This window comes from Streptomyces umbrinus, from assembly GCF_030817415.1.
GTDB classification, from domain to species: domain Bacteria; phylum Actinomycetota; class Actinomycetes; order Streptomycetales; family Streptomycetaceae; genus Streptomyces; species Streptomyces umbrinus_A.
The window spans coordinates 11,698,174-11,721,877 of the sequence record NZ_JAUSZI010000002.1 but is presented as its reverse complement, the minus strand read 5'-3'; the positions used below and the strand labels follow the sequence as shown (position 1 = coordinate 11,721,877).

20 protein-coding genes and 2 pseudogenes are annotated in these 23,704 nt (G+C 68.4%); 8 read left to right on the top strand and 14 right to left on the bottom strand.

The annotated features are described in order from the left end of the window. Positions 1-25: 25 nt before the first annotated feature. The 5 genes from QF035_RS52170 to QF035_RS52150 all read right to left on the bottom strand — a co-directional run bounded on the left by QF035_RS52170 (position 26) and on the right by QF035_RS52150 (position 4,170). The gene (locus QF035_RS52170) at positions 26-406 is read right to left on the bottom strand and encodes a RidA family protein (protein ID WP_307529941.1); all 381 of its coding nucleotides are present in this window, start codon (positions 404-406) and stop codon (positions 26-28) included. After that, entirely contained in the window at positions 403-1,881 is a 1,479-nt protein-coding gene (locus tag QF035_RS52165; protein ID WP_307529939.1) for an MFS transporter, read from the bottom strand. The genes QF035_RS52170 and QF035_RS52165 overlap by 4 nt, the downstream gene beginning before the upstream one ends. A gap of 76 nt (positions 1,882-1,957) precedes the next feature. Beyond that, positions 1,958-2,962 carry a metal-dependent hydrolase family protein gene (locus tag QF035_RS52160; RefSeq protein ID WP_307531988.1) on the bottom strand — a complete coding sequence of 335 codons (1,005 nt, stop codon included), beginning with the start codon at positions 2,960-2,962 and terminating at the stop codon, positions 1,958-1,960. 12 nt (positions 2,963-2,974) lie between these two features. Then, entirely contained in the window at positions 2,975-3,238 is a 264-nt protein-coding gene (locus QF035_RS52155; protein WP_307529937.1) for a hypothetical protein, read from the bottom strand. Positions 3,239-3,534: 296 nt separating this feature from the next. Next, on the bottom strand, positions 3,535-4,170 hold the full coding sequence (locus QF035_RS52150; protein ID WP_307529935.1) for a TetR/AcrR family transcriptional regulator: 636 nt from the start codon (positions 4,168-4,170) through the stop codon (positions 3,535-3,537). Between the two features lie 146 nt (positions 4,171-4,316). On the opposite strand from QF035_RS52150, the gene QF035_RS52145 reads away from it, so the two are divergent. Next, entirely contained in the window at positions 4,317-5,171 is an 855-nt protein-coding gene (locus QF035_RS52145; protein ID WP_307529933.1) for an enoyl-CoA hydratase/isomerase family protein, read from the top strand. Between the two features lie 961 nt (positions 5,172-6,132). Here the strand turns inward: QF035_RS52145 and QF035_RS52140 are convergent. The 4 genes and pseudogenes from QF035_RS52140 to QF035_RS52125 form a co-directional block, all read right to left on the bottom strand. Continuing rightward, a pseudogene (locus QF035_RS52140) lies at positions 6,133-7,253 on the bottom strand (PP2C family protein-serine/threonine phosphatase). A 112-nt stretch (positions 7,254-7,365) separates the two neighbouring features. Further along, the gene (locus QF035_RS52135) at positions 7,366-8,034 is read right to left on the bottom strand and encodes a response regulator transcription factor (RefSeq protein WP_307529932.1); all 669 of its coding nucleotides are present in this window, start codon (positions 8,032-8,034) and stop codon (positions 7,366-7,368) included. A 16-nt stretch (positions 8,035-8,050) separates the two neighbouring features. Then, positions 8,051-9,208, bottom strand: a complete 1,158-nt coding sequence (locus QF035_RS52130; RefSeq protein ID WP_307529930.1) for a sensor histidine kinase — start codon at positions 9,206-9,208, stop codon at positions 8,051-8,053. 132 nt (positions 9,209-9,340) lie between these two features. After that, positions 9,341-11,680: an MMPL family transporter gene (locus QF035_RS52125; RefSeq protein ID WP_307529928.1), complete on the bottom strand. Its 2,340-nt coding sequence runs from the start codon at positions 11,678-11,680 to the stop codon at positions 9,341-9,343. Between the two features lie 486 nt (positions 11,681-12,166). Here QF035_RS52125 and QF035_RS52120 point away from each other — a divergent pair, with 486 nt between their 5' ends. After that, complete coding sequence (locus QF035_RS52120; RefSeq protein ID WP_307529926.1) at positions 12,167-12,736, top strand: carboxymuconolactone decarboxylase family protein; 570 nt, start codon at positions 12,167-12,169, stop codon at positions 12,734-12,736. A gap of 85 nt (positions 12,737-12,821) precedes the next feature. On the opposite strand, the gene QF035_RS52115 is transcribed toward QF035_RS52120, so the two are convergent. After that, the gene (locus QF035_RS52115) at positions 12,822-13,166 is read right to left on the bottom strand and encodes an SRPBCC family protein (RefSeq protein WP_307529924.1); all 345 of its coding nucleotides are present in this window, start codon (positions 13,164-13,166) and stop codon (positions 12,822-12,824) included. 289 nt (positions 13,167-13,455) lie between these two features. Between QF035_RS52115 and QF035_RS52110 the strand changes: the two genes are divergently transcribed. Together QF035_RS52110 and QF035_RS52105 are read left to right on the top strand one after the other, a co-directional pair. Then, entirely contained in the window at positions 13,456-13,683 is a 228-nt protein-coding gene (locus QF035_RS52110; RefSeq protein ID WP_307529922.1) for a TetR family transcriptional regulator C-terminal domain-containing protein, read from the top strand. A 476-nt stretch (positions 13,684-14,159) separates the two neighbouring features. Further along, positions 14,160-15,113, top strand: a complete 954-nt coding sequence (locus QF035_RS52105; RefSeq protein ID WP_307529920.1) for an expansin EXLX1 family cellulose-binding protein — start codon at positions 14,160-14,162, stop codon at positions 15,111-15,113. A gap of 83 nt (positions 15,114-15,196) precedes the next feature. Here the strand turns inward: QF035_RS52105 and QF035_RS52100 are convergent, their stop codons facing one another. The 3 genes from QF035_RS52100 to QF035_RS52090 all read right to left on the bottom strand — a co-directional run bounded on the left by QF035_RS52100 (position 15,197) and on the right by QF035_RS52090 (position 19,604). Then, the gene (locus tag QF035_RS52100; RefSeq protein WP_307529918.1) at positions 15,197-16,468 is read right to left on the bottom strand and encodes a poly(ethylene terephthalate) hydrolase family protein; all 1,272 of its coding nucleotides are present in this window, start codon (positions 16,466-16,468) and stop codon (positions 15,197-15,199) included. A 99-nt stretch (positions 16,469-16,567) separates the two neighbouring features. Beyond that, positions 16,568-17,977, bottom strand: coding sequence for a prolyl oligopeptidase family serine peptidase (locus QF035_RS52095; RefSeq protein ID WP_307529916.1), 1,410 nt, complete (start codon positions 17,975-17,977; stop codon positions 16,568-16,570). 184 nt (positions 17,978-18,161) lie between these two features. Further along, a complete protein-coding gene (locus tag QF035_RS52090; protein WP_307529914.1) occupies positions 18,162-19,604 on the bottom strand; it encodes a CitMHS family transporter in 1,443 nt (480 codons plus the stop codon). A 179-nt stretch (positions 19,605-19,783) separates the two neighbouring features. Here QF035_RS52090 and QF035_RS52085 point away from each other — a divergent pair, with 179 nt between their 5' ends. From QF035_RS52085 to QF035_RS52075, 3 genes are all read left to right on the top strand, one after another. Then, complete coding sequence (locus tag QF035_RS52085) at positions 19,784-20,710, top strand: LysR family transcriptional regulator (protein WP_307529912.1); 927 nt, start codon at positions 19,784-19,786, stop codon at positions 20,708-20,710. A 185-nt stretch (positions 20,711-20,895) separates the two neighbouring features. Then, a complete protein-coding gene (locus QF035_RS52080; protein WP_307529910.1) occupies positions 20,896-22,113 on the top strand; it encodes a CaiB/BaiF CoA transferase family protein in 1,218 nt (405 codons plus the stop codon). Then, positions 22,103-23,047, top strand: a complete 945-nt coding sequence (locus QF035_RS52075) for an HpcH/HpaI aldolase/citrate lyase family protein (protein WP_307529908.1) — start codon at positions 22,103-22,105, stop codon at positions 23,045-23,047. The genes QF035_RS52080 and QF035_RS52075 overlap by 11 nt, the downstream gene beginning before the upstream one ends. 39 nt (positions 23,048-23,086) lie before the next feature. On the opposite strand, the gene QF035_RS52070 is transcribed toward QF035_RS52075, so the two are convergent. Continuing rightward, complete coding sequence (locus QF035_RS52070; protein WP_373467037.1) at positions 23,087-23,233, bottom strand: RICIN domain-containing protein; 147 nt, start codon at positions 23,231-23,233, stop codon at positions 23,087-23,089. Positions 23,234-23,244: 11 nt separating this feature from the next. Between QF035_RS52070 and QF035_RS52065 the strand changes: the two are divergent. After that, positions 23,245-23,578: pseudogene (locus QF035_RS52065) on the top strand (response regulator transcription factor); the annotation flags it as partial. Between the last annotated feature and the right edge of the window lie 126 nt (positions 23,579-23,704).

Below are 23,704 nucleotides of genomic sequence, written 5' to 3'. Positions count from 1 at the left end.
CGCGTCTCATGAGGGTGTTGGGCATTCAGGCCCCGTCTCGCACCGCGATGGCGTCGAACTCGACCCGGGCCTTGTAGGGCAGTTCGGCGACGGCGATGCACGTGCGGGCCGGCAGGGGCTCGACAAGGGCCTCCTGATAGATCGCGTCCATGGCGTTGCGGTCGTCCATCGAGGCCAGATAGACCGTGATCTTCACGAGATGCCGCAGCTCCAGCCCCACCGAGGCCAGCTTGTTCTGGAGATTGGCCAGGGCCTGTCGTGTCTCGTGGGCGATGCCGCCCTCCACGATGTCGCCGTCGGCGATTCCCAGCTGCCCCGAGATGTAGACGAGTCCGGCCTCGGTCGCCCGCACGGGACTGTACGGATGCCGCGCCCGTGAGGGACTTGCCGGTGCGAGGTTCGTCATGCTCCTGCTCCTGGGTGAGGTTCTGCGGGGACGTCCGCGTGGCCTCGCAACTTCCGTACCAGGAAGGCCATCGGGATGGCGGCGAGAATGAATGTGCAGCCCGCGACGGCGATGTACGTGTGCACGCCGGTCGACGAGTTGACCGTGTCTCCGTCGACGACGATTTCGTTCGCCGCGAGAATCGCCGATCCGATGAAGCTCATCGTCACCGAACCGACGGCGACCATCACCATGACCATGCTGGAGACGGTGCCCTGGCGCTCCGGCGGCGCGAGGACGGACGCGAGGTTGAATCCGGAGGTGACCAGCGAGCCTGCAGTCAGGCTCAGCATGAACGAGCAGATCACGGCGATCTGAAGGCTGTCGGCGCCGGCCGAGAACATCACGAAGGAGGCGATCGTTCCGAGAGCCACGCCCACGGCGAGGGGCCGGGCTGGGCCCACGCGGGTGGCGATCGCGCCCGCCACGATGCCGCCGAGCATGATCCCGATCGATGGGATGCCGAACATCAGGCCGAGCGCTCCGGGGCCGTTGATGCCGTATCCGAGGCCCTCGTCGGGAGAGACGTCGATCAGCAGGCTGAAGAGCTGGAGCATGCTCCGATAGGCGCCCGTGCCCATCACGACGATGAGGAGACCGAGTCCGAGGACCGCTGAGATGCCACGGATGTCGATCACGGGCTCCGGGACGCGGCTCAGGACGAGGTACCAGACCGTCAGCGCGGCCAGCCCACCGATGAGGATGGCGAGCGGGGCGATCCCCAGCCAGCCGAATTCCTGCCCCAGGCTTATGTAGACGAGAACGCCCGCGAGGCCGCCGCCGAGTGTGAGCGCCCCGGCGACGTCGACCTTGCCCGGCGTGCGGTTGCGGGAGTTCGGGATCACGAGGCGGACGCAGAGTGCGGCCACTCCCGCGAACACCGCGGAGACCACGAAGACGAACTGCCAGCCGAACACCTCGGTGGCGATCTCCAGGATGAAGGGGGAGACGATCCCGAAGACGGCCGAGCCCGAGGTGACGATGCCTGTCACCACCATGGCGAACTTGGGCGCGCAGATGTCTCGGATGATGGCGACGGTGAGGAACAGGGCTGCGACCGCGGCGCCCTGCAGGGCGCGTCCGAGGACGAAGACACTGATGTGGGGCGCGAGGAGACACACGACACCGCCGAAGCCGGCGACGATCAGCGTGATCACGAGCACTTTGCGTTTGCCGTAGATGTCGGCGCTCTTGCCGAGCAGTGGTGCCCAAGTGGCTCCCGCCAGCATCGCGCTGGAATCGATCCACGCGAACTGATTGGTGTCGAAGGCGTCGCTCAGCTCCGGAAGCACGAAGGTGGGCGAGGCGATCACAGTGTCGACCATGACGTTCACCAGGATGAGGATGGCGACATAGCCGATGACCGGCTTGGTCCAGCCGGTGTTCAGTTCGGTCGCCCGCTCGTCTCTGGTGAGGCTGGGGCTCATGTCTTGCATGAGCGGCTCCTTTCCACTGCGGATCGCCCCAGGCGGCTGTGCCGGGGTAGGGCGGAGAGGGACATGCAGACGTGATTCACGGGCGTGCCACGGCGTGGAGGCTTCTCTGTCCAGGTGCTGAGGACAGGTCCTGTGACGAACCGGAGTCGGCGGGCGTGCATTTGCGGACGACGCCCTGTTGAGTGACCAGGGCGATGTTCTCGGGCGCCGACAGCACACCGATGTCTCGCAGCGGATCTTCGGCGCAGAGGACGAGGTCCGCCGCGTATCCGGGGCGCAGTGTCCCGAGTGTGTCCGCCACTCCGAGGAGCCGGGCGCTGTTGGATGTCGCCGCGCGGATGGCGTCGATCGGCGACATCCCCAGTTCCACGAGGCACGACAGCTCGAACGGGTTCTGCCCGTGCGGGGTGATGCCGGCATCCGTGCCCACCGCGATGTTCACCTTCCGCGCGATGGCCGCGGCGATGTTCTCCTTGGTCCGCTCGTTCCAGCGAAGTTTCTTCTCGTAGCGCCACGGCGCGGTCTTCTGCGGGTCCAGCGGCTGGAAGACGGTCGACAGAGTCGGTACGAGGAAGGCCCCCCTCTCTCCGACGAGGTCGCAGCCTTCGTCATCGATGCCGAAACCGTGCTCGATCGACGTGACACCGCAGCGGATCGCGGCAAGGATGCCCTCCCGCCCCTGCGCGTGCGCGGCGACCGGGCGTCCTCGGTGGCGATGCCCCTCGTCCACGACCGCCGCGATCTCCTCGTCGAGCAGGTCCTGGTCGTCGGGATCGTCGTGGGCGCTGCTGATCCCGCCACTCGTGCAGATCTTGATGACGTCGGCACCGGCGCGCAACATCCGCCGCACCGCCCTGCGCGCGTCCACCACGTCGTCGGCGATCTCGCAGTAGTCGAGGCCGAGGCGCCTCCCGCCGGGGAAGGTGTCGTCGGCGTGTCCGCCGGTGTGGCTGATCACGCCGACCGATGTCTGCAGGCGCGGGCCGGTGATGAGTCCCGATGCGACGGCGTCGCGGAATCCGGCGGGAAGTCCACCGAGGTCTCGAACTGACGTGATCCCGGCGTCGAGCGTCCGACGCAGACGTTCCGTCGTCTAGAGAACACCCACGACGGGGTCCGTCAGGAGGGCGGCTTCCAGGATCGACCGGTCGGAGGCCACACCGAGGTGGGTGTGGCAGTCGAACAGTCCGGGGAGGATTGTTCCGCCCCGGCCGTCGATCGCCCTGACGCCGGGGATCGGCTCGGGGGCCTGTGCCGCCGGTCCGGCGTAGGTGATCCAGCCGTCGTCGTCGGCCTCCAGCACGGCATCGTCCACTGCCTCTGTGCTGACACCGTCAATGAGCCGCACGTTGCTCATCCGCAACGCAGCTCCGTCGTTGAGTCCCACGCGCCGACCTGCCCTCATTGACCTTCTCTGACAGCCGTCACGCTAAAGCGACCCTGCGATTCAGCCTGAAGAATGCATGGAATCTTCCTTAGGGGCCGGCCTGCTGCATGAAAGCAACTGCGGAGGGCTTACTCGACCTCGCGATGGCTGACGCGCTGCCGGGCGCGCCCGGCATCGGTGGCGCTCGTGGGCCAGTGGCCACCGACGCCGGGAGCGCGCCGGCCGAGGAAATGACTCGGCGCCGATTGTCGTGCCGGAGGAACTGGCTACCGGTACGCCCTCAGGAACACATCGACACCGTCGGCGATGATCGCCAGAATCTCCGGTTCTCCCGCCTCCGTGTCCCCGCGAACGTTGAGTGTCTCCAGCGCGAGACTGATGGTGAGGGCCGTGAAGTGGCGCGCCGCGAGGCCAGGATCCTCGGCCCGGATCTCGCCGTCGGCGACCAGCACGGCGAAGCGCTCCTCCAGCATCCGTTCGGGGCGGTCGCGCGTGGCCTCGGCCAGCTGCGGGATCGCCCATCGCTGCGAGGTCAGTCGCCGGAAGGTCACGTAGTCGGACGACGGAAAGGTCTGCGTGACCACTCGTTGCCCGAACGCCGTCAAGGCTTCGCGCAGGTCACGACCCCGAGCCAGCTCCTCGTCGATCGCGGAGCGAACGGTGTCGACCACTGCGTTGTGGGCGCGCTCGATCACCCGCAGAAAGACCGTTCCCTTGTCGCCGAAGTGGTCGTAGACGGTCCTCTTCGAGACCTGTGCCCTACCTGCGATGGCATCGACGCTCGCCCGCTCATAGCCCTCCGCGAGAAACAGCGCTTCCGCGGCTTCCAGGATCGCCGCCCGCTTACCTTCGGAACGCCGCCTGCGCCCGGGAGTCTGAACCGCCGCGATAGCCCTCGACATGGGCTCAGCGTACAGTCGACCCCTAAAACCACACTCATGAGTGTAGTTATTACTCGGGCCGACGCGTGTGGTCGGCCGGTCCACCCCGGCGTCGCCCGAACCTCGAAACATCAAGGGGCGGCCGCCCACTACGTGGAGGTACTGACATGACTTTCCATCCGGCCGATCACTGGACGGGCTACCTTGCTCCGCCCGACTTCGAGGAGTACTCGGCCAGGTACGCGGACTTCTTCCGGATGCGGCGCGAGGACGGCATCATCGAGGTCCGCCTGCACACGGACGACGGCCCGTACGCGCACACCCACGCCGCACACAATGTCTGGACGCGCGTGTGGCAGGAGATCGGCAACGACCCCGAGAACCAGGTTCTGATCATCACCGGCACCGGTGACAGGTGGATGACCGGAAATCCCAAGGGGCTCAACCCCAAACCCGCCTCCGAACTGGAGCCCGACCACATCTACCAGCGGATGACGGACGGCTGGAAACTCATCGAGAGTTTCGCCAACAACATCGACATTCCGACCATCGCGGCCGTCAACGGCCCCGGCGTGCACACCGAGTTCGCCATGATGAGCGACGTGACACTCGCGGCGCCGGACGCCGACTTCATGGACCCGCACTTCTGGCTCGGTTCCCCTCCCGGAGACGGTCAGTACATGGCGCTTCAAGCCCTGATGGGACCCAAGCGCGCCGCGTACTACATCTATGCGGCCAAGTCGATCCCGGCGGACAAGGCCCTCGAGTGGGGGATCGTCAGCGACGTACTCCCCCGCGAGGAACTCCTCGACCGGTCCTGGGAACTCGCGCGGTTCATCATGAAGCGGCCGCGCTACACGCGGTGGGCCACGCACAACATCGTGTCACGGCACTGGAAGAAGACGGTGACCGAAGACTTCGGCTTCCACATGGCGCACCAGATGCTCGCCAACGTCGCCAGCAAGTCCCGGGTGCCCGACCCGGAACTGCTCGCCGACTCCGAGGCCCGCAAGCTGTTCTGACGACGTCTCAACAGGGTCGGTCCGGCTTCCGCATGGTCGAAGCCCGACCGGCCTGTTGCCTCCAACGCAGTCCCGGCACGCGCACATCCCTTGAACGGGGAGTACGAGCTTGACCGAACGACATGAGCATCTCGGCCAACTTGTCACCGACGCGACCGCACAGCTCAGTGCCGCCTCGCCTTGGCTCGTGGTGAGCACGTCGCCGGCCCACCCGGCGTCGGCCGAGTTCAACGCAGCGAGCGGCACAGACATCCAGCGATGGGTCGGCCGGCAGGTAGCCGACTGGCCCGCACCGATCCCTCTCGGAGGCGAGCACCCAGACGTCCGCACGGACAGGCTGACCTTCGCGCCACCGCGGCAACCGGGCCGTACAGCGAACTCGTACTACTACGAGTTCCATTCGGACGGGTCAGCACTCGGTGGGCTGCAGGTGGGGACACTTCAGAACAGTCCCCCGGCCGGCGAACCCGTCTGGGCAGTGGGCGAGGGAGCTGTCGCCTGGATCACCATCGCAATGTTGCGTCTCAACGCGGCTTTCGCCCGTCACGTCTCGGCCCTGGGCGAAGCCGCCGTGGAGGTCACTGTCGTCTGCCCTGTCGGACCCAGCCCCACAGCGCCGATACAGGTGTAGAACAACGCCGGTGGAACGTACGGTCCAGCAGGAGAGCGCCAGTACACCAGTGTCGGCTCCGCTCGTTCCACCGTAGACCTGACCACGTGCCTGTCGCCCCGGCTCACCACTACCGCACGGCAGTTCCTCGTCGACCTGCTGCAACAGTTCGGAGTCTCCGAGCCACGCCATGTCGACCCCGCCGGAGTCGTCCGGCGCCGGCACTTCACCGGCCACGACGAGTTCATTCACGCGTGGGCCGATGCAATCGGCATTCCGTCCGAGCCGTGACGGTCACCGTGCCACCTGGCTCCTGTCACACCTTTCAGTGCCGTCGGTGAAGGTGGAGGCTCAGCGGGCCGGTGACCAACGGACGGTCAGGACCGCGACATCGTCGTGCCGTCCGCCTTGGCCGGCGAAGGCGAGGCTGTCCTCGAACAGGGCCTGAGGCAGGTCGGTGGGCGAGGGGTCGAGCTTCTTCAGACGCTCGTCGACCGGGTAGAAGGTGCCGTCGGGTGCGCGGGTTTCGGTGAGGCCGTCCGTGCTCAGCAAGAGCGTCGCGCCGTGGGGGAAACGGAACCACCCGACCGTCGTGGGTTCGGAGGCGAGTTCGGCGAGACCGAGCGGGACACCGGAGTCCAGCGAGGGTTTTGTGATGGTGCCCTCGTGCATGACGTAGGGCGAGATGTGCCCACAGTTGATGGCCTGCGCATCCTCGATGCCCGTCTCGATGCCGATGATCAAGGCGGTGACGAAGCGTTCGTCGTCACCGGTGTGTTCGGCGTAGGAATTGTGGCGTACGACAGCGGCGTCCAGCGCGTCGACGAGCGCCGTGAGAGTCGGCTCACGGTGGGCGGCCTCACGGAAGCTCCGATGGTGGCGAACGCGGTGCCCACCGCGGCCAGGCCCTTGCCCTGCACGTCCCCGATTAGAACGCGCGTCCCCCACGGTGATGCGACCACGTCGTAGATGTCGCCGCCGACGAGTCTGTCCTCATGGAGGGGCTCGTAGACACCGTTGACCAGAACGTCACCGGTGACCAGGGGAAGCGGATGCAGGATGTGGCGCTGCATGGCGGCGGCGGTGGAGCGCAGCCGCACCATCTCGTGTTCCCGCCTGATCCTCCTGCTGCAGGCGTAGACCGAGGTCGTGGCCAGGACGAGGGTGAACAGGACCAGCAGAAGGCGGTCGAGCCAGCGGCTCTCGTCGACGTCCCGCAGCACCGCGGTCGTGGTGACGACGAGCGTGGTCCACGCGGCGACGAACCCTGTCTGCCGGACGGTACACAGCGCCGATGCCGTCCCGGGCAGGAACACCAGAAGTCCGAGGAGCCACACCTCGGAGCGGGACAGGATGCCGAGGACCTCCACCAGGGCCGTCAGCGCCACCACGGCGGCGATCAGTTCGGCGTTGCCCGGAGGCTCAATGGCCTCGAAGGCTTCGGCGGGTCTCTTCCGGAGGCTACCGGACATGAACGCTCCCAGGCAGATGATGATCTCCTGGAACTGTATTCGGGCCCCGGCGCGCTGCGGGCTTCTCGCCGAGCAGACACTCGGTTCAACCGGCCCGGTCCGTCGAAACGCCTCACGGAAGAGGTCGCGCCAGGCCCACCTGGTAGGCGATGGCAACCAACTGGGCGCGGCTGCGTGCCTCCATCTTGGTCTTGGCCCGCTGAACGTGCGTCCGGACAGTCAGGGGGCTGAGGCAGGCCTCCTCGGCGATCTCGTCGTCAGATTTCCCGTCCGCCACGAGAACCACCATCTCGCGCTCGCGAGGGGTGAGGTTCTCCAGAACCCGCGGGGTCGGTCCGTCGCTGCGGTCGGGCGTGGCGAGGAAGCGTGCGATGAGGGAGCGTGTGGCCGCGGGGGACAGAAGTGCGTCTCCGGAGGCCACTGTGCGAATTCCGCCGAGGAGTTCATCGGCGGTGACGTTCTTGCCGAGGAAGCCGCCGGCGCCGACGCGCAGGGCCCGGGCCACATGCTCATCGCTCTGGAACGTGGTGAGGATGAGGACGCGAGTGTTCTGCAGGTCTGGGTCGGCGCAGATGGCAGAGGTCGCGGCGAGGCCGTCGGTGCCGGGCATGCGGATGTCCATGAGGACGACGTCGGGGTGATGGACGCGTGTGAGGTCGACGGCTTCGGCACCGTCGGCTGCCTCCGCCACCACTTCCAGGTCGTCGCAGGAGTCGATCAGGATTCGGAATGTCGCCCGCAGGAGGGCCTGGTCGTCGGCGAGCAGTACACGGATGGTCATCAGTGTCTTCCAGGAGTCAGACATGAATGGGCAGTTGAGCGGTGACGGCGAAGCCGCCTTCAGGTCGGTGTCCTGCCTGGAGACGGCCGCCGGCGGACTGGGCGCGTTCCTGCATCCCGATGAGGCCGAAGCCGCCGCTGGGGGCAGGTGCGCGCGGGACAGCGCCGCCGTCGTCGCTGACGGTGAGAGTCAGACGGTCGACGGTGTAGGCGAGTTCGACTCGGGCCGTGCTCGCACCGGCGTGCTTGGCAACGTTGGTCAGCGCTTCCTGCGCGATCCGGAACGCGGTCAGGTCCACTCCCGGTGACAAGGGCCGTGTCTCGCCGTCCACCGTGACGAGGACGGTGAGCCCGGCGGCACCGAAAGCGGATGCCAACTCGGGTAGACGCCCAAGTCCGGGACTCGGCTCCAGAGGGTCCTCGGGGTCGTCGGACTGGCGCAGAAGGCCGACGGTGGCCTGGAGTTCGCGCAGTGCCGAGGAGGTCGTGGTGCCCAGCTCGGCAAGAATCGTCTGTGCCTGTTCCGGTCGGGTTCGGGCGAGGTGCGCCGCGGTGGCGGCCTGCGCATTGGCCAGGGCCATGTGATGGGCGACGACGTCGTGCAGTTCGCGGGCGATGCGGATCCGTTCCTCGGCGACACGGTGGCGTGCCTCCTCCTCCCGCGTACGTTCGGCGTGCTCGGCTCGTGTGTGAACGGCTTCCAAGTAGGCCCGTCGGGCCCGGACCGCCGAGCCCTGAACGACGGGGAGCATGATCCAGAAGGCGGGACTGACCGTCTTGAGTCCCCAGGGCTGGTTGTTGGCGTCGGAGAGAAGGGCCGTCAGGACGATCAGCGCGATCACGGCGATGCCGTAGGCGTGCGCGGTCTTCTGCGGGGTGCGCAGGGTGAGTTCGTAGAGCGCCACGATCACGGGGAGCAGCAGGAGAGGGCTGATCAGATGGCCGATGCTGCCGGAGATCGCGGCGCAGACCGCGGTGATCGCGACGACCGCACCTGGATGGCCGCGCCGCCCCAGCAGCGAAGTGCACGCGGCAGTGGCGAGGAGAAGCCCGGGCCACCGCCCTGGTCCCCCTTCGTTGTACTGGTTGCTGGTGGCCGCGTACACCAGCAGCAGGAATCCCGCCTCGACGAGGCGGGGGTGTTGGCCGGCGTACCGCCGCCAAGTCGCGAGCATGAGGTTCTCCGCTGGGGTGGATCCGGTCCCGACACGCCGACGGTTGTTCTTTCGGCCGGCCTGGCCCGGAGTGGTCGTGGAGCGGGGAGGGGCCCCATGGCGTGCATGGGGCCCCTCCCCCTGGTGTGTCGGTCAGACGCGCGCCATGTCGTGGTGTGATTCGCCGGTCGGGGCGGGGGGTTCAACGGCCCGGCGGTTGAGGGCTTCGCCCTCGATGTCCACCCGCGGCAGCAGTCGGTCCAGCCAGCCGGGCAGCCACCAGGCCCGCTTGCCCAGCAGCGCGAGCACAGCGGGAACCAGGACCATCCGGACGACGATGGCGTCGAACAGGACGGCGGTGGCGAGGCCGAAGCCGACCATCTTGACCATGGAATCGCCGGCCGTCATGAAGCCCGAGAACACGGCCATCATGATCAGCGCGGCCGCCACCACGATCCGGCCGCTGTGGCGGAAGCCGGAGACGACCGCCTGGCCGGCCCCTTCCCCGTGGACGTATGCCTCGCGCATCCGGGACACCAGGAACACCTGGTAGTCCATGGCGAGTCCGAAGACGATGCCGACCAGGAAGATCGGCATCAGGCTCATGATGGGCCCGGTCTGATCGACTCCGAGGAGACTGGCCCCGTGGCCGTTCTGGAAGACCGTGACCACGGCGCCGAAGGACGCGAGAACCGACAGGAGGAAGCCGAGAGCCGCCTTGAGAGGCACCAGTACGGAGCGGAAGACCACCAGCAGCAGGAGGAAGGCCAGGCCTACAACGACCACGAGGTAGGGGATCAGCGCGTCCTGCATCTTCTTGGCGATGTCGATGTTCAACGCTGTGGTGCCGGTGACCTCGAAGGTGGCACCGGTCTCGGTCTCCGTCGCCGATCGCTCGTCGCGGATGGTGTGGACGAGGTTCTTGGTCCGCTCGCTGGTGGGAGCGGTGGAGGGTGTGGCAGACAGCACCGCGGTGTCCTCGGCCTCGTTGAACTGAGCCGGGGAGACCGATACGACGCCCTTGGTAGCGCCGATCCGCTCGGCGACCGTCTCCACCGCGGCCTTCGGGTCGTCAGCGTCCCGCGCGTCCACGACGATCGTCAGCGGACCGTTGAAGCCGGGGCCGAACCCCTCCGCGAGGGCGTCGTAGGCACGGCGTTCCGTCGTTGAGGTGGGCTTGGCCTCGTCACCCGGCATACCCAGCCGCAGATCCAGGGCAGGCACGGCGAGGGCGCCCAGGCCTGCAACGGTGACGAGCAGCACAGCTACGGGCCGTCGCAGGACGAAACTCGCCCAGCGGACGCTCCAGCTTCCGGCTTCCTCACGCTTGCGGGGCTCCCGGTTCTTGCGGAGCGCCTGGCTCTCGCCGGGTTCCTCACTCCTGCGGAGTTGCCGGCCGCGACGGCGGATCCTGATCCTGGGGATTCGCGGGCCGCGCTCGGACTTGCCGGCCCGGCCGCCACGGGTCTGGCCGCCACGGCTCTGGCGGGCGAGGACGGCGTTCGGCCAGAAGCCGAGCAGTGCGGGAACCAGGGTGAGCGCGATCAGTACGCCGACAACGACCGTTCCCGCGGCGGACAGGCCCATCTTCGTCAGCATCGGTACACCGACCACCGATAGGCCGGCGAGCGCGATGACGACCGTGAGGCCGGCGAAGACGACCGCGGAACCGGCCGTGCCCAAGGCCAGACCGACGGCCTCCTCCGGAGCACGGCCCTTCGCCCGTTCCTCCCGGTAGCGGGAGACCACGAACAGCGAATAGTCGATACCGACCGCGAGACCGAGCATCATGGCCAACTCGCCGCTGGTCGAGGGCAGTCCGAAGGCGTTGGCGAGGGCGGTGATCCCGGCCAGGCTGATGCTGACACCGATGACGGCGGTGATCAACGGAAGCCCTGCCGCGGCAAAGGAGCCGAAGGTGATCAGCAGTACGACCGCCGCTACAAGGACGCCGACGATCTCGCCCATTCCGGCGGGCGCCTCGGTGGCCAGCGCGCTTCCGCCGACCTCGACGGTCAGGCCCGTGTCGCGGACGTCCTCGATGGCCCCCTCCAGCTCCTTCTTGCTGACATCGGTGACCTCGTCGTCCTTGGTCTTGTAGGTGACCGTGGCGTAGGCCGTGGTCTTGTCCTTGCTCAGCCCCGGCCCCTCGAACGGGCTCGACACGTCGGCGACCTGTGGTCCGTCGGCCGCCTCGGTGAGAAACCGGTCGACGGCCGATCGGTGGCCTGCCGCAGTGATCTTCTGGCCGCCCGGCGCGACGAAGACGATCCGGGCGCTCGCGCCGTTCGCCTCACTGCCGGGGAACTGCTCGTTGATGAGGTCGAACGCCTTCTGGGACTCGATCCCCGGCATCGATGACGAATCGTCAGGGGCTTCCGCAGCGCTGAGGGCACCAATGCCGACGACGGCCAGCACGGCCACCCACAGCAGGGCCACCCACCGACGCCGTCGGAAGGCCCGTTGGCCCAGTTGGTACAGGAAGGTCGCCATCGAAGGAGTCTCCGTATCTCGTGTCGGGAACCCCATCAGCCTCTCGACAAGCACCATGCCGAGTCGTCATCGGTGCTGCGACAATCCGCCTACTGAGTTTCAAGTACGGCTCACCTCGGCCCTCCGCCGTGAGAACTACGCTGCCGCCCACCTCGGCGCAGGCACATCAAGTCCCACCGGCAGCGGCGGTTCCGGCCGAGTTCGGCGCACAGCGCGCCGCAGGACGGTGAGTGCGCGTGCACGCCGTGAGGCGCGACGCACTCACCATTCCTAAAATCACACTAGCCGGTGTACTTTGGGAAATCACGTCGATGGATGGTGCTCGGCAGGCCCGCCTCGATACCGCCCGAGCTTCGAGGGACCGCGAGGCGGCCACTCACTCGGGAACCCCGACCGCAGCCAACTGTCCGACGTCCGCCCGCCTCTCAGCGTCCTCAAGCTCCCGGCTGACCGTCGCAGCAGCCCCGTCACACGCAGGAGGAAACCATGAGGATGCCCGCCATCGAGCCAAGTGCCCTGTCGGACGAGCAGCGCGTGCTCGACGAGCATGTTCGGCGGATGATGGATGGGCTGCGGACGCCCTTCACCTCGACGGACGAGAACGGCGCGCTGATCGGTCCGTTCCCCGTGATGCTGCGCTTTCCCGGCCTTGCCCGGCCCCTGCTGGAGTGGTTCACGACCGTCACGAGCGGCAGCGTGCTCACGACGCGCGTGCGGGAAGTAGCAATCCTCACCATCGGATCACGGTACGGCGCGGCCTACGAACTCTATTCTCACAGCAGGGTCGCGTTGGCGGTCGGCCTGTCCAAGAGCGTCGTCGCAGGTCTGGTCGCCGGACAGCGGCCCTCGGCACTGACGTCGGAGGAGCTGGTCGCTCACGATGTGGCGGCATGCCTCTACGCGGGCGCGCCGCTTCCGGGAGCGCTCTACCGCTGTGCGGTCGAGTCCTTCGGCGAGCAGGGTACGGCGGAACTCGTCTTCCTCATCGCGCAGTACTCCAGCATCTCCGTGATACTCAACGCTTTCGACGTCCCGTTGCCAACGGATGCCGAGTGACCGTCACTTCAGGCACTCACGGTCTTCAGGAGCACGGCGAGGCCGTCGACATGAGTTCCCGTGGAGCAGCTCCTCGGCGTCGGTGTCACTCACAGCGACGGGGGGTGAACGTGCCGGACCATGCGACGCGCGACACGTCCGGGCGGCCGGGGACGGCGTGAACGCGCAGAGTGGACAGGTAGCCCGTCACCGGGAACAGCGCCTGTTCGATGACGTAGGAGTAGCTGCGCGCCTCGTGGCCGAAAGCCTGGAGGCGTTCGACGATGGCACTGCCGTCCTGGTTGGTCGGGCGGCGTACACGGCCGCCTTCACTCAATTCGCTCTCCGGGATGCAGGGGAGCCAGTCGGGGAGGGATCCGAAACCGCTGATGAGCTGCCAGACGCGGGCGGGGCTCTGCGGGATATCGAGGGATGCGGTGGCGGTGGCCATGGCGCCTCCGTGCATTCTCGGTGTTCTGTGGTGTGCCAGGCTGTGGGAGCGGGCGCGTCGGCGGCGATGAGTTTCCCGTCGCGCAGGGGCGGCCGGGGTCGCCGCGTCGACCTTGTCGTTCATCAGCCGGGCCGAGGCGATCGCCTTGCACTGCAAGGGACGGGCCATATGCGCCTCGACCCGTAGTCCCGGATCAGCTCGATCAACCAGCCCCAGCCGAACGCGCCCCCAACGCCACCGGCGTGCCCGCCCGAAGACCCCCGGTCGCCCCAGGAATGCCACCCGGCCGTTGAGCACGTTCCGGTCACCGCCGTCCGGCCGGGACGCGCGGATACGCGAACTGCTGCGCCGCCACGTCGAACCCCTGGTACCCGCCGAGCGGGTGGAGCTGACCGTCGACCTGCTCCGGGTGCTCGCCAACGGTCTGGTCCTGACGGCGGTGGAGCACCACGACGCCTGGCCGCCGGAGCGCCAGCTGGCGGTGCTGGACGAGGCACTCGCGGCGTACGGTCTGTGAGGACACCCACCGGTGAGTCCGTCCTGTCGCGGGCGGTGCGGATCTCCGAGGCCCCACGCCCAACGATCGATCCGGCTCTCACCGTCTCCGAGATCACCCGGCGGACTTCGTTGCACCCGGCGACCGCGTCACGGCTGGTGGCCGAGCCGGTCTCACACGGGTCCCTCGCCCGGGACGCGGACCGCTGGTGGTCACTTGGCTGTTGGGCCTGAAGCAGCCGATTCGGTGCTTGTCAGTCGTCGCGGGCTTACGCGACGCGCACCGTCCGGGCGGCGATCGCTGTCTGGGCGAGTTCCGTCCCGGCCCCGGTCTGCGCGGACTTCTGCGGCAAATGGGCCGTGCACGACCTGACAAACCGTCCGAATACGCCCACCGTGGCCCCCCGGTGCGCCCCGGTGAGAAATCGACGGCAACCTTTTCGCTCTGTGCGGTCACTGATCAGTGCACCATCGGCTCGATCTTCCGAACGGACAGGTATGAAGACAGCGAGGCAGGCCGCGCGTCAGCGCAGGCAGAGACGCAGACTTGTGCTGAGCGCCACCTTGGCGGTGACCATCGTGGGTGTTCTCGCCTACGTGGTCCTGGGGTCGCTCCCCGACCGCAAGGCGGAGGCAGGGCATGCCGCGGCCACTCCCGTCGCCACCAACCAGGTGAGAACCACGACCACGACTGGCACCCCGAGCGCGTCGGCGACCCCTTCCGCGACCGGCAAGCCGAAGCCGAAGCCGTCGGCCAGTGCGAAGACCGGTGCGGCGCGCCCTTCGGCCACAGCCACTTCGCAGCCCCCGCGAAGAGCGTCCACCACGTCGGTGTCCGCAGGACGGATTCGGCCCAACAGCACCCACACGGGGGTCGCCACCGCCTATGAGGCCGCCGACGGAAACGGCGCCTGCCTGTTCGGCCCGAGCACCGACCTCATGATCGCGGCGATGAACACCACCGACTACGAGACGTCCAGGGCGTGCGGCGCGTACGTGCTCGTCCGCGCGGCCAACGGCAAGTCGATCACCGTACGGATCACCAACGAATGCCCATTGCCCTGCGCACCCGGGCAACTCGACCTCAGCCAACAGGCCTTCGCCAAGCTCGCCGACCTCAAGGTCGGCCGGATACCGATCACCTGGCAGCTGCTGAGTCCCAGCACGACCGAGACGATCTCCATCAGATACAAGACCGGGTCCAGCCCTCATTGGTGCGGCATCCAGGCGATCGGCCACCGCAATCCGGTCGCGCGCCTGGAGGTCCGGGCCGGCGGCGGCTGGCGGCAGTTGCCCCGCACCGAATACAACTACTTCATCTCCGCCGACGGCGGCGGGTGCGGAGGCTCGATCAGAGTCACGGACATCTACGGAGAACAACTGACTCTCACCGGGATCGCGTTGCGGCCGAACGTCGCGCAACCGACCGGGGTTCAGTTCGCCCGGCACTGATCACGCGACGCACGCGTGCGTTGAGGAACGGTCCCGCCGACCGTCATGCGGTGGGCGGGACCGGGACCCGCGCGATGCTCCGGTCAGAACGAACAGGTGTCCATCCAGCGCGTGACCAGAGCTGTGTTGTTCTTGTCGGGGTCACGTACGGGACCGCACAGGAACGGGCCGAAGCGGGTGTCGGCACGCAGCCAGAGACTGAGGAACGACACGATCCACTTGCCCTGCTTGGCCTTGTTGCCGGAGCCCGTCATCGGGCACAGGTGGTCGCCCGGAACCTCGATGTAGAGCTTCTCTGCCTGGGACATGGAGTTGTACCAGGGCACCGCGTAGGTGTTGCCGTGGGCGACGGAGTCGCTCTGACAGGTCAGGAAGAACGTGGGCTCGGTGACCGCGGAGAAGTTCGCGTTCGGGTGGTACGGCGCCGTGGGTACGCCCGCCCGGAAGCGCGAGTCGTCCCGGAGGGCCGCCATGACTCCACCGCCGCCCATCGAGTGACCGACCGCGCCGAGCGTGCCGTTGACCTTCCCGGACAGCGGGTTGCCGGCCGCGTTGCCGAGCGCGATCAGCTGGGTGCCGGCGGCTGAGATCTGCCGGCCGCGCGATTCGGGATCGTCGGTGAGCGTGTTGGTTCCGACGTTGACGACGACGAAGCCCCAGGACGCGAGGCGGGGTGCGAGCCACTGCAGGTTCTGCTGTGTGCCCTGATAGCCGGGCATCAGTACGACACCCGGGTACGAGCCACTGTTCGTGGGGTACGTGACCGTGCCTGAGCCGTACCCGCTCGGGCCGGGAACGGTGTAAGTGGCGGTGGTCAGCGGCCCGTTGGCGGCCTCCAGGGAAGTGGCCGTCGGATCCGGGATGCCGTTGCCCGGAGGAGTGCCGCCACCGGAGCCGTACACCTGAAACTCGAACAGCGAGTAACCGTAGGCGGTGCCGCGCTGGGTGCCCAGCATGCGGACGTACCGGCCGTTGCCGTTCACGTCGAGGGTCTGCACACCGCCAGTGCCGGTCGTGGTCGAGTGGACGGTGGTCCAGGCGGTGCCGTTGGTGGAGGTCTGGATCTGGAACGCGCGGGCATACGCGGCCTCCCAGCGCAGCACTACTTGGCTGACAGTGGCAGTGGCGCCCAGATCGACGCTCAGCCACTGCGGGTCACTGAACGCGCTTGCCCAGCGCGTCCCGGCGTTGCCGTCCACGGCCGCCGACGCGGGAGTTGACGTGTTCTCGGTGGACGAGGCGGTCGCGGGTTTGCCCTGGGACAGCAGGTCCGCGGCGGCCGCCGGCGGGGCGGCGGCCGTCAGCAGGGCCAGCGCCAGGCCGATGGTGGTCGCCAGGGCGATCAGTGCCGTCATGGCACGGGATCTTGTCCGTAACGGCACGGCCGATTGGGTGGAACCACTGGATGGACGCATTGCTTTACCTCCGGAAGGAAGGGGCGCCGCGTGCTGCGGCTACCGGGACTGTGCGAAGAGCCAGTCGATGACCACGTCGTTCTCATACGTCTGGGCCCATGCGAGGTGTGGGTTCACCGGTGTCGTGCCGGGCGTGTAGCTGGTGAACAGTACGTGGCTGCGGGTAGCCCTGGCCTGCCGTAGGAGCTCCCGGGACCTGGCCTCGAACTGCGCCTTCGGCAGGTCGTTCGCCCACTCCCCACGGGTGACCCGGGCACCGGCGGTCTCCAGCGCGTTCATCAGTGTCCAGGTGCCGGGCTTGCCGAACCGGCCCTCCCGGTACGGCACGACCGGGTCGTCGACGGAGTGGTCGGCCCAGATCGGGATGTGCGTGATCCTGTCCATGGTGGCCGCGTCGCCCCAGCCGGCCGTGGGCAGGGCGGCCGCGAACTCGTCGGGTCGCTTGGCCAGCAGGCTGTAGATACCGCGGCCGCCCGAGGACAGTCCGACGAGATACAGCCGGGCCGTGTCCACGTTTCGGGAGTGCTCGCTCACGAAGGTGTCGATGAGTTCGATCAGAGCGGCCTGGACCTTGGCGTCGGTCCAGTCCGTGCCGTCGGGTCCGTCCATGGGACGGGGCAGGGGGATCTGCGGCGAGAGCACGAAGGCGGGGTCGCGGCGCTGTCGTTCCGGTTTGGCGAACGTGACGGCGATCCGGTTGGAGGTGAGCTGGGTCATGTTGTTGTCCGCGACCTCACCACCGCCGTGCAGGGTGACGACGAGTGGGTACCGCGTACGCGTCCGCGGGTTCCGTACGTATCCCTCGGGCCGGTACAGCCGGAAGTCCAGTTCGAAGCCCGTGGAGTCGGTGAAGGAACCGGCGGCGAAGGCGTCGACCACGGGATTGGTGACGTTGTCGTTCCGGACCGCGAACGGACCGGCCCTGAGCACTGGTTCGCCTTCCGGGGTGTGCACGTCCGCCACCTGTCTGACGGAGTACGCACGGTCCAGCGGAAGGGGATCGGTGCCCGCGGCCCGCGCGTTGGAGTCGTTCGGGTCGAGTTCGATGATCAGTCGGTCTCCCGGCCGTCCGGGGCGGGACCGGTCGTCCACTTCGGCGGTGGTGCTGGAGTAGACCCGGGTCACCGTGCGAGCCGCTGTCTGCCCGCCCACGGTGGCCTTCACCTGGAAGGCCGAGGGCGGGATCACCCCGCCGCGCAGGTCGATGCGATGCCCGTACTGGAGGGCGACAGCTGTCACCAGCCAGTTGTTCCTCGGTGTCACCCGCGTGACGAGGTCCGTTCGCAGGACCGGATTGCGCCCCCCGGTCGGCTGGCGTCCCTCGGATATTCCTGTGCCGGATGTCCCTGTGGTGGTGTCGGCGGCCGCGGCGGTTGCCGTGGTCACGGCCGGAGCCGCGACCGCGCCCGCGGTGACTGCGAGCGCCGTACGTCTGGTGATCCGTCTCATGTGCGTCCTCGTCTCGGTCCTGTGGGGAACTGGGTCGCGCGGATCGGGTACTTGGTGTGTGTGGAGGTCGTCGCCCCGCTCCGGACTCCCGGAAGCAGGCGGCACGTCGGAGGGACGAGCGGCAGGTGCGGTGGCTGCCGGGAGTCCACGACGGCGGGGCATGCGCTCGGGCCCGGGTCGCCTGTCACAGTGAGAACGCACCGGTCAGCAGGGCGGCGGCCGTCATGACCAGGGTGGTGGCGAAGGCCCAGCGGAAGATGAAGCGCTGGTGTTCGCCGAGCGACACACCGCTCATGCCGACCAGGATGAACGTGGAGGCGGTGAGCGGGCTGAGCGGGAACCCCGTGGTCATCTGGCCGAGAATGGCGGCCCGGGCGACCTCGGCCGGGTCCGTGCCGAAGCCCTGCGCGGTCTCGGCGAGTACGGGCAGTACGCCGAAGTAGTAGGCGTCCGGGGTGAAGACCAGACTCAGCGGCATACCGCTGACCGCCACCGCGACGGGCAGGTGCGAGCCGAAGGAGTCGGGGACGACGGAGACGAGCGTCTCGGCCATCTCGTCGAGCATCCTGGTGCCACTGAGGATCCCGGTGAGGACACCGGCCGCGAAGATCATAGTGGTGACCAGGACCACGTTCTTGGCGTGCCTGTCGAGCAGCGCCTGCTGCTGTTCCCAGGTGGGGTGGTTGACCAGCGCCGCGATCGCGAACCCGAGGACGAACAGCACCGGAAGTGGCATCACTTCCTGGATCAGACAGACCACGAGGGTGACGGTGAGCAGGAGGTTGAAGACGTTCAGCCAGGTCCGTGGCAGCGGCGGGACCCGGACGGTGCCGGGGCCGTCCCCGGGAGCCCGGAGGGCCTGTCGCTTCCCGTCGGCCGTCGCGGGAGTGGCGTGCCGACTCGGCTCGGGTTCGGTGGTCGCCGTGACCGTCGTCGCAGCGACGGCGGAATCACGGTCGTCCTGCTCGTCCTTGCCCGCGTCCGGAGCCGGAGCCGGAGCCTGCGGGGACAGCGCGGCAAGACGGTTGCGTTCCCGGCGGCCGAGCAGATAGGAGGCCACCAGCACCCAGGCGACGCCGACGCCCATCGCGGGCAGTATTGGGGTGAAGACGTCGGAACTGTCCAGCTTCAGCGCCGCCATGGCGCGTACCGTCGGGCCACCCCAGGGGACCATGTTCATCACACCCGCGCCCAGGCAGACCACTCCTGACAGCACCAGGGGGTTCATGCCGAGCCGCTGGTAGACCGGCAGCAGTGCGGAGACGGTGATGAGGAAGGTGGAGGCGCCGTCTCCGTCCAGCGCCACGCACAGGGTGAGGACGGCCGTGGCGACCGTGATCCGCAACGGATCGCCACGAGCCACGCGCAACAGACCGCGGATCAGAGGGTCGAAGAGCCCGGCGTCCACCATCAGGCTGAAGTACAGGACCGCGAAGGCGATCATGATGCCGGTGGGGGCCACCTTGGACAGCCCACCGAGAATCAACTCGCCCAGATCGCCCGCGAATCCGCCGATGAGCGCCGCCAGCACCGGAAGCAGGATCAGAGCGACCAGTACCGAGGCGCGTTTGGTCATGGTGAGCAGCAGGAGGACGGCGATCGTGGCGAAGCCCAGGGCTGCCAGCATGGCGGCGCTCGCTTTCTCGGGGACGGCCCTCGGCTGCGATGGGTGGAACTGAGCGGGGGCAGTCCGAGGTGTTACGCGAGAGTTTCGGAGCACCGGCGGATCGGTGTCCAGCATCAAACCGAGATCTGTTCATGCGTTAAGCGCATCAATTCAAGCGGGGCACCCTATGCTCGTCGCCCATGGAGGCCACCACCCTGCGTCAACTGGCGGCATACGCGGCCGTCGCCCGGGCCGCGAGCTTCACCGCGGCCGCCGCGGAGATGCATGTGTCCCAGTCTTCACTCAGTCGCGCGGTCGCGGATCTGGAGCGACAACTGGGCGTACAGCTCCTGGAACGGGACACCCGCAACGTGCAGTTGACCGCGGCGGGCGTCGAGGCCCTGCGCGTCGCCGAGCAGATCGTCACCGCGCACAGAGCGGGCATGAAGGAGCTCAGGCGATTCCTGCTCGGCGAGTCGGGAACGGTCGCCGTGGCCACTCTTCCCTCCGTCGCGGCGGTGCTCCTGCCGCAGGTGATCTCCGACTTCCGCGAGCGGCGGCCACAGGTGGCGGTACGGCTCCTCGACGGCCTGGAGCGGTCGGTACTGGACCGGGTTCTGTCCGGCGACGCCGACTTCGCGATCACCACCGTCGGTAATCCGCCGGAGCAGTTGGAGCACCGCCCTCTGGTCAGGGACCGCTTCGTCGCGGTGCTGCCGGAAGGCCACCCGCTCGCCGACCGCCACGAGATCGCCTGGGACGACCTGGCTCGTCAGCCGTTCCTGGCCGTCGGGCGCGACTCGAGCGTGCGCCGGCTCACCGACGCGGCGTTCGCCCAGATCGACGCGCACGCGCCGCCGGCGGCCGAGGCGGGCAGTATCGCGACCGTGGGCGGACTGGTGACCGCCGGCCTCGGAGTGTCGGCGATGCCCGCCCTGGTGCTCCCGCTGATGGGTGCCGGACCCGTCGTCTGCCGCCCACTGGTGGACCCCGTGGTGGACCGGCGTCTGGACATCGCGCTGCGCGCCCGCCGAACGCTCCCGACCGTGACGGAGCGGTTCCTGGAGACGCTCGAAGAGTTCCGCCGCCAGGGACGTCCGCTTCCACCCGGAGTGTCGTGGGCCTGAGGCAGCATCCTGCCGCAGCACCTGCTCAATTCATGCATTTTTCGCATTGATTGATGGCCTTCTGTTGCTCGACAGGCATTTCTCCGCTCCGGCAGTCTGAAGACAACGGCGACGGCGGTGCCGCACCAATGCGGGACGACGCTGTCGGGGACCCACGCGGAACGGCAGTGCAAGGGAGCTCAGCGGTGTCGGACGACGAGCGGAACACCACCGGAAGCGGGCAGTTGCGCGGGCTGAAGGTGGTCGAGTTCGCCCATGTGGTGGCCGGTCCGCTGGCGGGGTCGATGCTCGCCGACCAGGGGGCCGACGTCGTACACGTGGAACCCCCCGGCGCCGGAGACGCTGCCCGTGCCATGGGGCCCCAACGTGACGGTGTTCCCCTGTGGTTCAAGGTCGCCGGCCGCAACAAACGCTCGGTCACCCTCGATCTGCACCACGAGGCCGGCCGGACCGTCGCCCACCGCCTCGTCGCCTGGGCGGACGTCATCATCGTCACCCTGCGCGCGGGACGCCTGCGCGGCTGGGGACTCGACTGGGAATCCGTGCACCGGATCAACCCCCGGGCAGTCCTGCTGCAGATCTCCGGCTTCGGCGCCACCTCGTCACAGGCGGACGCTCCCGGCTTCGGCAAGGTGGGTGAGGCGCGCAGCGGAGTCGTCCACCTGACCGGCTTTCCCGACGGCCCACCCGTGCACACCGGCTTCTCGCACGGCGACGCCGTGACCGGCCTGATGGGCGCCTACGCCGTCCTCGCCGCCCTCCACCGCCGCGACCACGACCCCGATTTCGACGGCGAGTGGATCGACCTCGCTCTCTTCGAGTCCCTGTTCCGGCTGGTCGAGTGGCAGGTCATCGTCCACGACCAGTTGGGCCGAGTGCCCGAACGCTCCGGCAACCAGCTGGCGGTCGCCCCGGGGGCCGTGATCAACACCTACCGCTCCCGCGACGGCGAGTGGATCACGGTGACCTCCGCGACGCTGCGATCGGTCCGCAACATCGCCCGCCTGCTCGGACTCCCCGAGGAGGAGTTCACCACGGCTCAGCAACAATACGACCGACGCGAGCAGTTGGACGAGAACCTGCGGAACTGGGTGGCGGAGCGCGACACCGGCGAGTGCCTGGAGGAGTTCGCCCGGGCCGAGGTCGTGGCCTCACGGGTGTTCGACGCCGCGGACATCGCCGCGGACCCCGTGTACGCCGAACGCGAGGACATCGTCACCGTCGAAGACCCCGATCTCGGTCCGGTGCGTATGCAGGCGGTGATCCCGCATTTCCGGCAGCGCCCCGGGCGGGTCTGGCGTACGGGGCCCGCCCTCGGACAGGACAACCACCTGGTCTATGGGCAGTGGCTCGGACTCAGCGCGGACGAGTTGGCCGACCTGGAGAAGAGCGATGTCATCTGAGGCGTATCCCGAAGGCCCGGCCGAGGCGGACGCGGGAGTGGTCGACCGGCCCCCGCTGCGCTCCCTGCTCTTCGTCCCCGGCACCAGAACCGACTGGCTGCCCAAGGCCCGGGTGGCGGGCGCCGACGCCGCCGTCCTCGACCTGGAGGACGCGGTGCCCGCCGCGGACAAGCTCGCCGCCCGCGCGCAGGTGGCCGACACCCTCGCACGGGCCGCCGCACCGCCCGAACAGACGGGACGGATGGCGCTGTTCGTCCGTGTCAATCCGCTGGACGACTGGGCAGGGGCCGAGGAACTGCGGGCGGTCGTACGGCCCGGACTCGCCGGGATCGTCCTTCCCAAGGTCCGCTCCTCCCAGAACGTGAGGCTTGCCGACCAACTGCTGGGCTGGTGTGAACAGGAACAGGGCATGCCGCCGGGGCGGGTCGCCCTGGTGCCCCTGCTCGAGACGGCACGCGGCCTGCGCGAGGCCTACGACATCGCCCGGGCCGCCTCACGCATCGCCTACCTGGGCGCTCTCACCGCACCCGGCGGCGATGTGGAACGCGCCGTCGGCTACCGATGGAGCCCTGAGGGAACCGAAACGATGGCACTGCGCTCCCGCGTTCTGCTGGACGCCAGGGCAGCCGGGGTGCCGTGCCCGGTCAGCGGACTGTGGACGCGCGTCGGCGACCTGCCGGGGCTGCGCGCCTTCGCCGAACAGAACCGCTCCCTCGGCTACGAGGGCATGATGGCGATCCATCCCTCCCATGTCCCCGTGATCAACGAGGTGTTCTCTCCCGGCTCCGCCGAACTCGCCCGCTGCGCAGAGCTGATCACGGCGGTCGAGGCGGCACAGCGGGAAGGGACGGGCGCCGTGACATTCCGAGGCGAGATGGTCGACGAGGCCATGGCCCGCACGGCCCGCCTCGTTCTCGAACGACACGGGGCATGAGCCGAGGGACGGGCCAAGAGCACCCTGCCCCCGGTGTGTTCAGCTGAGCCTGGTCATGTTCCACCGCTGCGGGGAGCCGCCGCTGGCGGACCACTGGATGACCGTGCTCCCCTCCGTGTCGATGTTGGCGTTGTCCAGCGCCTTGCCGCTGTGCCGGTTGGTGAGCCGGTACGCACCACCACTCAGCGCGGTGAAACGACATCGACGTCATCGCGACCGCGAGCGGCGCCGACGCCGTCGAGACCGTCCGCCGGGAGCGGCCCGACGTCGTGCTGCTGGACGTACGGATGCCCGACGTCGACGGGATCACGGTGCTGCCTGAGCTGCGGACGATGCCGGCCGCTCCGTTGGTGACGAGACTGACCACGTTCGACGCCGACATCGGGGCCCGCATCCACCGGGTGCCGACACGTGAAGGACCACGTCGGCGCGATCCTCACGAAGCTTCGCGTGACCAGCCGGACGCAGGCCGCGCTGCCGGCGCAGACCGGACTGCTCGACGAGCGCCCGCAGCCCGAGGCCGGACGGTGAATCGAGCACGTGCCCAGTGGGAGGGTGTGCCCGCGCCCGTCGTCGACATCCGCGTGGTCGCGACGGCAGCCGTGGACGTATGTCGGTTCGAAGCTGTGGCTCCGCAACCACCATCCGGCTGCGCAA